This is a genomic window from Xanthomonas sp. NCPPB 1638 (assembly GCF_041475635.2).
Taxonomy (GTDB): domain Bacteria; phylum Pseudomonadota; class Gammaproteobacteria; order Xanthomonadales; family Xanthomonadaceae; genus Xanthomonas; species Xanthomonas cucurbitae.
In genome coordinates this window covers 3,607,649-3,618,596 of the sequence record NZ_CM192984.1, presented here as the reverse complement: position 1 = coordinate 3,618,596, position 10,948 = coordinate 3,607,649, and the positions used below count along the sequence as shown (strand labels likewise).

The following is a 10,948-nucleotide window of genomic DNA, read 5'->3' as shown; positions in this document are numbered from 1 at the left end:
GATCAGGCGACGCCCGCCCTGCATGGCGCTGTGTACTTGCTGAATGCAATGAACCCCGGAGATGGATGCATGAGTAGCAAGGCGAAGGTAGCCGTAGTCGTGGTCGTGTTGATCCTTGCACTGGTCGCCGGGGTATACCTGTCGGGTTTCATCACCCTGCTGCTGTTGAACGTGCAGGTGCCATTGAAGGCGACCACCTACCTGGAGTACTGGAAAGCGCTCGATCTACCGCAAGTCAAGCCCTACGTTCTGCGCGTCAAGGCAAGCGGCGCTCTTGGCTTCGGGTTGCCGCTGTTGGGCTGGGGGCTGCTGCTGATCCCGATGCTCAGGACCAGGAAACAATCCCTGCACGGAGAGGCGAGTTTTGCCAGTGTCGCCGACTTGAAGAAAGCTGGCATGCTCGAGAACAAGCCGGAAAGCATCCTGGTGGGCAAGCTCAACGGTCGCTACATCTACATCAACGGCGCACTGCATGTCATCGTGGTGGCGCCCACACGTTCGGGCAAGACCACCTCGATTGCGATCCCTGTCCTGCTGACCTACCAACAGTCGATGGTGGTCCTCGATTTGAAGGGCGAATTATTCAAGGCCACCAGTGGATACAGGGCATCGCAAGGTCAACAGATCTATGTCTGGGCGCCGTATGCAATCGATGGAAAGACCCATCGCTTCAATCCACTCACCTTGGTGCCGGACGATCCGCGTGAGCGCATCGCGTCCATACAGACCATGGCGGCAATTCTGTATCCGGATGAACCTGGCAAGGACAGCTTCTGGATCACGCAGTCGCGCGCCGCGTTTGTGGCGTTCGCCTGTTTCATGTTCGAAAAACGCGATCACTTGCGCAGCCAGGGCTTTGCGGGCGTGGACGATCGCAATCAAAGCCTGCTGTCTCCTAGCCTGGAGCGGTTGCTGCGCTTGTCTGCAGGCGGCGACGCTGGCCAGAGCACCGCAGACCTGTTGAAAGGCCTGCTTGCAGATACGCAGGTGAGTTACCTCAGCCCGCAGACCCGCTCCACCTTCAGCGCGCTCGCAGGGTTGGCCGAACAGACCTTCTTCTCGGTCATGGCCACCATGCAGGCCCCGTTGCAGCAGTTCTTGAGCCCGATCCTGGCGGCCGCCACCAATGCCACCGACATCGACGTCACTGCGATCCGCAAACGGCTCACCACCGTCTACGTCATCATCCCCACCCAGAAACTGGATGAAAGCAGCAAGCTGTTGAATATCTTCTTCAGCTCCGTCATCGGAAATAATCTCGATAAGCAGCTCAACGAAGATCCTGCCCTCAAGTATCAGATGCTGATGCTCATGGATGAATTCACCGCCATGGGTCGGGTCGATGTCTGGGCCAAGCGCATCTCGATCTCGGCTAGCTACGGCGTGCGCGATTTGTGCATCATCCAGAGTCAATCGCAGTTGCGTGCCACCTATGGCGCCGACGACGCACAAAACTTCATCACCAACCATGCCGCCAGCATCGTCTTCACCCCGCGCGAGCAGGAAGATGCCAATGCCTACAGCGACATGCTGGGCTATGCAACCATCCGCAGGCAGCACCGCTCGACCAGCAGCGGCGGTGGCGCAAGCAACGTGTCCTACAGCTATACCGAAGAACGCCGTGCACTGATGCTGCCGCAGGAAATCAAGGAGCTGCCTGGTGATGATGAGTTGCTGTTCTTTGAAGGCAGCAAGCCGATCCGCTGCGAAAAGAACTGGTTCTTCAAGGACAGCGTATTGAAAAGTCGCATCATGGACCCGGTGGCAGTGCCTGCGCCTGGGCCGGAGCAGGTACCCTGCACGTCGTGAGTGAATCCACCCGTTCTTCATCACCGGAGCCTCGCGCGGGATGGGGTTGGCGATGAATGACCGGGATTGGTCATTCGGGATTAGGGATTGGTCACAGTAGATGGCTTGAGCGGTGGGCTGGTCGGTGTAAGGAACGAAGGAATAAGCTCTTACGAATCCCCAATCCCCAATCCCCAATCCCCAATCCCGACTCCCCAATCCCCAATCCCCAATCCCCAATCCCGACTCCCCAATCCCGACTCCCCAATCCCATGACGCTAAATGGCAAAACCCTCTTCATCACCGGTGCCTCGCGCGGGATCGGATTGGCAATCGCGCTGCGGGCGGCGCGCGATGGGGCCAATGTGGCGATCGCGGCCAAGTCGGCGGTGGCCAATCCAAAACTGCCTGGTACCATCCATAGCGCCGCCGATGCGGTGCGTGCGGCGGGTGGGCAGGCGCTGGCGCTCAAATGCGACATCCGCGACGAAGCGCAGGTACATGCCGCTGTGGCCGCCACCGTGGGAGCGTTTGGCGGGATCGATATCCTGGTCAACAACGCCAGCGCGATCTGGCTACGCGGCACGCTGGACACGCCGATGAAGCGCTTCGACCTGATGCAGCAGGTCAATGCGCGCGGCAGTTTTGTGTGCGCGCAAGCGTGCCTGCCACACCTGTTGCAGGCGCCCAATCCGCACATCCTCAGCCTGGCCCCGCCGCCCTCGTTGAATCCGGCGTGGTGGGGCGCGCATACCGGCTACACGCTGGCCAAGATGGGCATGAGCCTGGTGACGCTGGGGCTGGCCGCCGAATTCGGCCCGCAAGGCGTGGCGGTCAATGCGCTATGGCCGCGCACGGTGATCGCCACCGATGCGATCAACATGCTGCCCGGCGTGGAGGCGGCTGCCTGCCGCCGGCCGGAGATCGTGGCCGATGCGGCGCTCACGCGCGAGGCGGCCGGCTTCCACGGGCAGTTCCTGATCGACGAACAGGTGCTGGCGCAGGCCGGCATCACCGATCTGCGCGGGTATGCGGTGGATCCGGCGCATGATCTGCTGCCGGATCTGTTTCTGGACTGAGTGCGGCGCCTGCTTGTGAATGTGCGGCTCGATCGCCGTGGCGCGGTAGAGCGCACCGCTGGTGGCGTGTGTGATGGGTATCGCCGCAGTTGGAGCTGCCGGCTGCGTGCGACCTGCGTGGGTTTGCCTCAGCCGCTGTCGAGCGCCGCCAGCGGGCGTGAGCTGGGGATCGGAAAGAGGGCGCATGTGCGCAGTGTGCCGCAGGCGTGCGAATGCGCGAGAATGCAGGTTCCCCTTCCGCTTCCGCGACCGATCCCCATGCACACCGCTGCCGATTCGCCCCTGTCACTGGCGCACTACTACCTGCCGGTGTATCGCCCGCGCCAGGTGGTGCTGGAGCGCGGCCAGGGCAGCCGGGTGTGGGACGAGGCCGGGCGCGAGTATCTGGATCTGTCCTCGGGTATCGCGGTCAGCGGGCTGGGCCACAACGATCCGGACCTGGTAGCCGCGCTCACCGAACAAGCCGGCAAGCTGTGGCACACCAGCAATATCTTCTACAGCGCGCCACCGCTGCGGCTGGCCGAAGAACTGGTCCAGGCCTCGCGCTTTGCCGACAAGGTGTTCCTGTGCAACTCGGGTACCGAGGCCAACGAGGCGGCGATCAAGCTGGTGCGCAAGTGGGCCAGCGACCAGGGTCGCCCGCCGGAGCGGCGCGTGATCGTGACCTTTCGCGGCAGTTTCCACGGCCGCACGCTGGCCTCGGTCACCGCCACCGCGCAGCCGAAGTACCAGGAAGGCTACGAGCCGCTGCCGGGCGGATTTCGCTATGTGGATTTCAACGATGTGCCGGCGCTGGAAGCGGCAATGGCGGCAGGCGATGTGGCGGCAGTGATGGTGGAGCCGATCCAGGGCGAGGGCGGGGTGATGCCGGCAGCGCCAGGCTTCCTGGCCCGCGCACGCGCGCTGTGCGACCAGCATGATGCCTTGCTGGTACTGGACGAGATCCAGTGCGGCATGGGCCGCACCGGCAGTCTGTTCGCGCATTGGCAGGAGCCGGTAACGCCGGACATCGTGACCCTGGCCAAGGCGCTGGGCGGCGGTTTCCCGATCGGTGCGATGCTGGCTGGCCCGAAGGTGGCGCAGACCATGCAGTTCGGTGCGCACGGCACCACCTTCGGCGGCAATCCGCTGGCCGCTGCGGTGGCGCGGGTGGCCTTGCGCAAGCTGGCCTCGCCGGAAATCGCGGCCAATGTGGAGCGTCAATCGGCCGCGTTGCGCGCGGGGTTGGAGGCCTTGAATGCCGAGTTCGGTGTGTTCGCGCAGATCCGCGGGCGCGGCCTGATGCTGGGCGCGGTGCTGGCGGCGGCGCATGCCGGCCAGGCCGGTGCGATCCTGGACCTGGCCGCCGGGCATGGATTATTGCTGCTGCAGGCCGGGCCGGATGTGCTGCGTTTCGTGCCGGCGCTCAACCTCACCGACGCCGAGCTGGCCGATGGGCTGCAGCGCCTGCGCCTGGCCATTGCCGAGTACGCCGCGCAGCGGTGAGCGGTTGCCATGGCGGGGAGGATTGCCGTGGTTGCGGTTGCTTGCGTTGCAACCGCGTACCCTCACCCGCAACCCCTCTCCCGATGGCAGCGGGGCCAGCACGTCTGATGCACCACTGCCTCATCCCAACCCATAGCGCTTCAATACCCGCCGCACTGCCCGCGCATCGCGCACCGTGTCGGCATGTAGGCCGGCGGCGCGCGCGCCGCGCACGTTGACGAACAGATCGTCGAGAAACAAGGTGTCTGCTGCGGTCGCATCGAGGGCGGCAAGCGCGCGGTGGTACACCTGGACATCCGGTTTGCGCCCGCCCAGTGCGCCGCTGCACAGCACGCGTCCCTGCAGCAGCGGAAACAGCGATGGCACGATCTTCGCGATCGCGTCAGCCATCAACGGGCCGTTGTTGGTCAGCACTGCCACGGGCGTTGTCGCCGAGACCGACAGTACCTGCGCCACGACTGCGGCGTCTACGCGGCAGGCGGCCACGCGCGCATCGATCCAGGTGGCCCGATCGATCCGATGCCCCAGGCCGTCGCCGAGTTGGCTCAGGTAGGTCGGCGTGTCGAGCGTGCCAGCATCGTAGGCGCGCTCCAGCCCCTGTTCGAACAGCACCTGCTGCACGCGTTGCTGGGCACAGCCGGCTGCACTGGCGAGTGCTGCCACACGGCGTGGGCGCGAATAGCTGGCCAGCACGCCATCGAAATCGAGCAGGAGCAAGGACATCGCCACGTCCTCTTGGCCGCTCTCAGCGCGCCACCTCCGCAAAGGCCTCGCGTGCGGCGGCAAGCGTGGCCTCGATCACTGCCTGGTCGTGTGCGCTGGACATGAAGCCGGCTTCGTACGCCGACGGCGCCAGGTACACGCCCCGCTGCAGCATTGCGTGGAAAAAGCGGTTGAAGCGGGTGCTGTCGCAGGCTGTGGCCTGGGCATAGCTTTCCACGATCTCGTCGGTGAAGAACAGCCCGAACATGCCACCCACCTGGTTGGTGGTGACGGCAATGCCGGCCGCATGTGCGGCATCTTCCAGGCCTTCGCACAGCGCACGGGTGGCCTCGCTCAAGCGGTCGTGGAAGCCCGGTGCCTGCACCAGTTCCAGCATCGCCAGGCCTGCGGCCATGGCCACCGGATTGCCTGACAAGGTGCCTGCCTGGTAGATCGGCCCGGCCGGGGCGATCTGTTCCATCAGCTCGCGACGGCCGCCGTAGGCGCCCACCGGCATGCCGCCGCCGATGATCTTGCCAAAGGTGGTCAGGTCCGGCGTCACCCCGTACAGCGCCTGCGCCCCACCCAATGCGACGCGGAAACCGGTCATCACCTCGTCGAAGATCAACAGCGCACCGTGGCGCGTGCACAGCGTGCGCAGATGCTGCAGGTAGCCGGCCAGCGGCGGGATGCAGTTGGCGTTGCCCACCACCGGTTCGATGATGACCGCAGCCACCTCGGCGCCGATCTCGTCGAACAACGCGGTAGCGCCTTCGAAGTCGTTGAAGCTGAGCGTGGCGGTCAGCTCGCTCAGGCCGGCCGGCACGCCCGGCGAGGTGGGCACGCCCAGGGTCAGCATGCCGCTGCCGGCCTTGACCAGGAACGAGTCGCCGTGGCCGTGATAGCAGCCTTCGAACTTGATGATGCGGTTACGCCCGGTGGCGCCGCGCGCCAGGCGCACTGCCGACAGCGTGGCCTCGGTGCCGGAGTTGACCATGCGCACCATTTCGCAGGAAGGCACCAGCCGGGTGATGGTGTCGGCCATGGTCACCTCGGCCGCGCACGGCGCGCCGAACGACAGCCCATCGCGGATGGCGCGTTCCACCGCCTCGCGTACCGCCGGGTGATTGTGGCCGGCGATCATCGGGCCCCACGAACCCACGTAGTCGATATAGCGGTTGTCGTCCACGTCGTACAGATACGCGCCGTCGGCACGCGCCACGAAGAACGGCTCGCCGCCCACCGACTTGAACGCCCGCACCGGGGAATTGACGCCACCGGGCAGCAGGGTCTGCGCCTGGGCGAACAGGGCGTGGGAGCGGGTGTGGTTCATGCGCGCAGATCCTTGAGGAAGACCGATGGGGGGCAGCGATGCCCGGTCGTGGGCATCGCGTGCGCCATTGTCAGGCCTGCAGCCTCGCACGCCTACCCGGCAGAAGCCCGTCTGCCTGTCGGAGCCGGCGGGCAGCACACCCCGGCGGCCTGCGATCGAACACGACGATTGAGCATGAGCTGATGGCCTGCGGTCATTGGCGCCCCGCTGCAGATGTTCAGAAAGTGTGATTCCGGTGGCCGTTGGCCCCGTTCAGTGGTCGCCTTGCGACAGTTCCAGACTTGAGGAAAAAGCATGAATCGTAGGATCCAGAAGCGTGCCCTGGCGTTGGCCCTGGTGGTAGCGATCGGCAGTGCACACGCGCAGTCGACCACCGGCAGCATCGTCGGCAGCGTGGGGCAGGGCAGCGGCATCAGCGTGGTGGTGGAAAACAACAGTGGCCTCAGTCGCGAAGTGCCGGTGGATACGCGCGGCCGCTACACCGCCGGCAACCTGCCGCTGGGTACGTACAAGGTGACGGTCAAGCGCGACGGCGCAGTGGTGGAAACCCGCGAAAACGTCGCCATTACCGTTGGCGCCAATACCGACGTCTCGTTCGCCGCCAGTGCCGCGGGGAGCGGCGTGCAGACCCTGGACAGCGTCACCGTCAATGCCGCCAGCCTGGCCACCATCGACGTCAGCAGCGTGGATACCCGCACCGTGGTCACCGCCGAGCAGCTGGCGCAGCTGCCCTTGGGCCGCACCGCCGAAGCGATCGCACTGTTGGCGCCGGGCGTGGTGGTCAACAGCGGCGGCTTCGACAACGGACCGCTCGGCGGCTCGCTGCCCAGCTTCGGTGGCTCGGCCGCCAGCGAAAACGCGTACTACCTCAACGGCTTCAACACCACCACCATCAGCAATAATCTGGGCGGCCTGACCCTGCCGTACGGCGCCATCGACCAGCAGGAAATCTTCACGGGCGGCTACGGCGCGCAGTTCGGCCGTTCCAATGGCGGCGTCATCAACCAGATCGGCAAGCGCGGCACCAACGCATGGAAGTTCGGCGCCGCCGTCATCTGGGAACCCAATGGCCTGCGTGCCAACCAGCGCGATCTCTATTGGCGCCCGGATAGCCAGGCCAGCACTGTCAACAATGCCGCCTACCGCTACGCGCGTGCGGCAGGCGGCCTGTACCAGCCGGCCAGCGAAGCCGAAGCCAACCAGACCACCTATAGCGCCTATGTCGGCGGGCCGATCATCCAGGACAAGCTGTTCTTCTTCCTGGCCGCCGAGCAGGTGGATTCGGATGGCGTGCGCGTGGGCACCAATCGCGACACCGACAACGGCCGCACCGGCGGCCTCACCGACTACGACTACACCCAGAAGCGCTGGTACGCCAAGGTGGACTGGAACATCACCGACAATCACCTGATCGAGGTGACTGGTGCCAGCGACGAGGCCGAGACCAACGGATCGATCTACCGCTACGACTATGTCAACCGCCAGCGTGGCAGTTATTTCACCGACGAATCCAGCTGGAAAACCGGCCCGACCCTGTTCACCGGCAAGTACACCGGCTACATCGGCGACACCCTCACCGTGACTGCGCTGTACGGCAAGATGACCACGCCCGACGTCAACTACAATGCGGCTGGCGGGCCCGTCATCAATAGCGCCGCGTTGCAGAATCCGGCCTACACCGGCGGCACGCCGCGCATCGGCAACCAGCTGGTGACCTCGGTCAGTTCGCCCGACCGCGAATACAAGAAAGACAATCAGCGCCTGAATCTGGAATGGCGCCTCGGCCATCACACGCTCAACTTTGGTATCGACAACCAGAAGTCCGAAGGCATCGACGTGGGCTCGGTGCTGTCTGGCCCCGGCTTTGCATGGACCTATGGACAGACCAACGACCCCAACGGCCTGGCCACCGGCGGGCTGGTCAGCCAGTCGGCCAACGAGGCCGGCGGCATCGGCGCGCCCAGCCCGGGGTTGGTGGATCCGGTCAACGGCTCCAGCGGCTACTACGTGGTGCGCAACATCAACACCAGCCTGTATTCGTACGAGGCAAAACAGCGCGCCTATTACATCGAAGACAAGTGGCAGGTCACCGACAACCTGCTACTCAGCCTGGGCCTGCGCAAGGACGAATTCACCAACTACACCCCATTAGGCGACCCCTACATCGAGGTGGACAACGCCTGGGCACCGCGGCTGGGCTTCAGTTGGGACGTCAACGGCGATTCCAGCCTGAAGGTATTCGGTAACCTCGGCCGTTACTACCTCGGCCTGCCGCTGTCGGCGGTGAGCCTGTTCACCCCGGCCACCACCACCGACACCTACTCCACCTATAGCGGCATCAATGCCGACGGCACGCCGATCCTGGCGCAGCAACTGGGCTCGGCGGTCTCTGCCAATTCGCGCTTCGGCCGCATTGCCGACGTGCGCACGGCAGTGGCCAAGGACATCGAAGGCGAGAACCAGGACGAACTCATCCTCGGCGTTACCAAGCAACTCGACAGCGGCTGGGTGCTGGGCGTGCGTGGCACGCACCGTCGTCTCAATGCCGGCATCGACGACCAGAACTACGATGTCTCCAATACCGCGTTGATCGACGCGGCGGCGGCGCAAGGCGTGACCATCGATTTCTCGAAGGTGGCGGGCGCTGCGTTGATCAATCCCGGCCAGACCAACACCTGGGGCGTGATTGGCACCGATGGCCAGTTCCACGAGGTATCGGTGACCCGCGAGGCGTCGGGCTTTCCGAAGCTCAAGCGCAATTACTCGGCCGTGGAATTCAATCTGGAGCGCCCGTTTGACGGCCAGTGGTATGCCAAGGTCAACTACGTGTGGTCGCACAGCTACGGTACGACCGAAGGCCAGGTGCGTTCGGACCTGTGGCGCACCGGCGGCGCGCTGGGCAGCTACCAGGGCCAGGCCTCGGTGTCGACCACGCAGAGCTGGGACCACCCGGCGTTGATGGAACATTTCAACGGCGATCAATCCAACGATCACCGTCATCAGCTCAAGTTGTTCGGCTTCTACCAGTTCAACCCGCAATGGGGTGCGTCGGCCAACTACAGCCTGATCTCCGGTGCGCCGCGTAACTGCCTGGGCAATTACTACGGCACCGAGTACAGCGGCCGCGATCCGGCCGGCTATGGTGGCAGTGCGATCACCGGTGGCCCGTATCACTACTGCTACAACCCGGAAACCGGCACCGGCGTGACATCGCCTCCGGGCTCGCAGGGGCGGCTGGGCTGGATCGCCCAGCTCGACCTGGGCGTGACCTACAAGCCAGCCTTCGCCGACGGCAAGCTGGCGCTGCGCCTGGACGTGTTCAACATCACCAACGAGCAGACCGCGACCAATATCTACCCGTTCTCGCAGCTGCCCGACAACACCACCAATCCGTTGTGGAACCAGGTCGTGGCCTATCAGGCGCCGCGCTCTGGCCGGGTGACGTTGAGCTACGACTTCTGACCGCGTAGCCGATAAGTCGGTCCCGGCAGCGACGCGTGGTGGCGCGCGGCGCTGCTTTTTTTCTGGGAGGTGATGGTTACATCGGCGCTGCAACGCTGCAGGTCTGCCACTTGGTTGCAGGGCCCTTGCCCGCCCACCATCGCAGGACACGCCGCAAGTACGTCCCTGTAGGCTCTTACGCGGCATCCATGCCGCGTAAGGTCCCGCGACGGTAGGCGGGCAAGGACCAGTCGAGATGGTCGGTGTGCAAGGCTTTCAACAAGCAATCAGCAAGCTGGCGAAACAGTGCCTCGCTCTTCAATAGACCGCCGGCCTACTGTCTGGTGCGGCGAGGGCACCGCGCACCCGACCAACCAGCTTTTGAAATCAAGCGATGCCGCGAGTGAAATCTTGCTGTCGTGAAGCAGAGCGTCGAGCTGGAATAAATAACCTGCAGCGCTTCAGGGTTTGTCGCGCGCCCCCGCAAACCCTGCCCGATACGCCTGCACTGCAGCGACCGGATCCGGCGCCGCGTACACGCCACTGACCACGGCCACCAGATCGGCGCCTGCGGTGACGAGTTCGGGCACCTGTGTAGCGGCGATACCGCCGATCGCCACCCGCGGCAGCCCTAGCTCGGCCGCCTGCTGCAACAGCGCAGGCGTGGCGCGCCGCGTGGTCTGCTTGGTGGGGGTGGGGAAGAACGCGCCGAACGCCACGTAGCTGGCGCCGGCAGTTGCGGCGGCGCGCGCGCGCGCGATCTCGTCGTAGCACGACACCCCGATGATCGCCTGCTCGCCCAACAAGGCGCGCGCGGCCGCCACGTCGCCATCGTCCTCGCCCAGGTGCACGCCTTGCGCGCCGATCTGCGCAGCCAGCTGTGCATCGTCGTTGACGATCAAGGGCACGCCATGTGCCGCGCAGGCCTCGCGCAGGGCGCCGGCCTGGCGCAGCCGCAAGGCCGCATCAGCCTGCTTGTTGCGGTATTGCAGCCAGGTGATGGATGACAACAAAGGTGCGGTGCGCAGGAGCAAACGGTGGGTGTTGGGCTCATCGGGGGTAATCAGGTACACGCCGCGGGCGTCAAGGCGGTTGGGCATGGCAGCGCTTCCGAAAGCGG

7 protein-coding genes are annotated in these 10,948 nt (G+C 64.9%); 4 read left to right on the top strand and 3 right to left on the bottom strand.

The annotated features are described in order from the left end of the window. The first annotated feature begins 69 nt into the window (after positions 1 to 69). The 3 genes from ACCQ13_RS15685 to ACCQ13_RS15675 all read left to right on the top strand — a co-directional run bounded on the left by ACCQ13_RS15685 (position 70) and on the right by ACCQ13_RS15675 (position 4,352). Positions 70 to 1,809, top strand: a complete 1,740-nt coding sequence (locus ACCQ13_RS15685; RefSeq protein ID WP_159407526.1) for a type IV secretory system conjugative DNA transfer family protein — start codon at positions 70 to 72, stop codon at positions 1,807 to 1,809. A 251-nt stretch (positions 1,810 to 2,060) separates the two neighbouring features. Continuing rightward, entirely contained in the window at positions 2,061 to 2,867 is an 807-nt protein-coding gene (locus ACCQ13_RS15680; RefSeq protein ID WP_159407525.1) for an SDR family oxidoreductase, read from the top strand. A 258-nt stretch (positions 2,868 to 3,125) separates the two neighbouring features. After that, on the top strand, positions 3,126 to 4,352 hold the full coding sequence (locus ACCQ13_RS15675; RefSeq protein ID WP_159407524.1) for an acetylornithine transaminase: 1,227 nt from the start codon (positions 3,126 to 3,128) through the stop codon (positions 4,350 to 4,352). Between the two features lie 120 nt (positions 4,353 to 4,472). Here ACCQ13_RS15675 and ACCQ13_RS15670 read toward each other — a convergent pair whose 3' ends face one another. After that, positions 4,473 to 5,075 carry an HAD-IA family hydrolase gene (locus ACCQ13_RS15670; protein WP_159407523.1) on the bottom strand — a complete coding sequence of 201 codons (603 nt, stop codon included), beginning with the start codon at positions 5,073 to 5,075 and terminating at the stop codon, positions 4,473 to 4,475. Positions 5,076 to 5,097: 22 nt separating this feature from the next. Then, on the bottom strand, positions 5,098 to 6,387 hold the full coding sequence (gene hemL, locus ACCQ13_RS15665; protein WP_159407522.1) for a glutamate-1-semialdehyde 2,1-aminomutase: 1,290 nt from the start codon (positions 6,385 to 6,387) through the stop codon (positions 5,098 to 5,100). 294 nt (positions 6,388 to 6,681) lie between these two features. Between hemL and ACCQ13_RS15660 the strand changes: the two genes are divergently transcribed. After that, entirely contained in the window at positions 6,682 to 9,849 is a 3,168-nt protein-coding gene (locus ACCQ13_RS15660) for an outer membrane beta-barrel protein (RefSeq protein WP_167526935.1), read from the top strand. A 440-nt stretch (positions 9,850 to 10,289) separates the two neighbouring features. Here ACCQ13_RS15660 and thiE read toward each other — a convergent pair whose 3' ends face one another. Beyond that, on the bottom strand, positions 10,290 to 10,928 hold the full coding sequence (gene thiE, locus ACCQ13_RS15655) for a thiamine phosphate synthase (RefSeq protein WP_104602546.1): 639 nt from the start codon (positions 10,926 to 10,928) through the stop codon (positions 10,290 to 10,292). Between the last annotated feature and the right edge of the window lie 20 nt (positions 10,929 to 10,948).

Coding starts and splice junctions, on each gene's coding strand:
- ACCQ13_RS15685 (WP_159407526.1), top strand. CDS start 70: ATGAGTAGCAAGGCGAAGGTAGCCGTAGTCGTGGTCGTGTTGATCCTT.
- ACCQ13_RS15680 (WP_159407525.1), top strand. CDS start 2,061: ATGACGCTAAATGGCAAAACCCTCTTCATCACCGGTGCCTCGCGCGGG.
- ACCQ13_RS15675 (WP_159407524.1), top strand. CDS start 3,126: ATGCACACCGCTGCCGATTCGCCCCTGTCACTGGCGCACTACTACCTG.
- ACCQ13_RS15670 (WP_159407523.1), bottom strand. CDS start 5,075: ATGTCCTTGCTCCTGCTCGATTTCGATGGCGTGCTGGCCAGCTATTCG.
- hemL (WP_159407522.1), bottom strand. CDS start 6,387: ATGAACCACACCCGCTCCCACGCCCTGTTCGCCCAGGCGCAGACCCTG.
- ACCQ13_RS15660 (WP_167526935.1), top strand. CDS start 6,682: ATGAATCGTAGGATCCAGAAGCGTGCCCTGGCGTTGGCCCTGGTGGTA.
- thiE (WP_104602546.1), bottom strand. CDS start 10,928: ATGCCCAACCGCCTTGACGCCCGCGGCGTGTACCTGATTACCCCCGAT.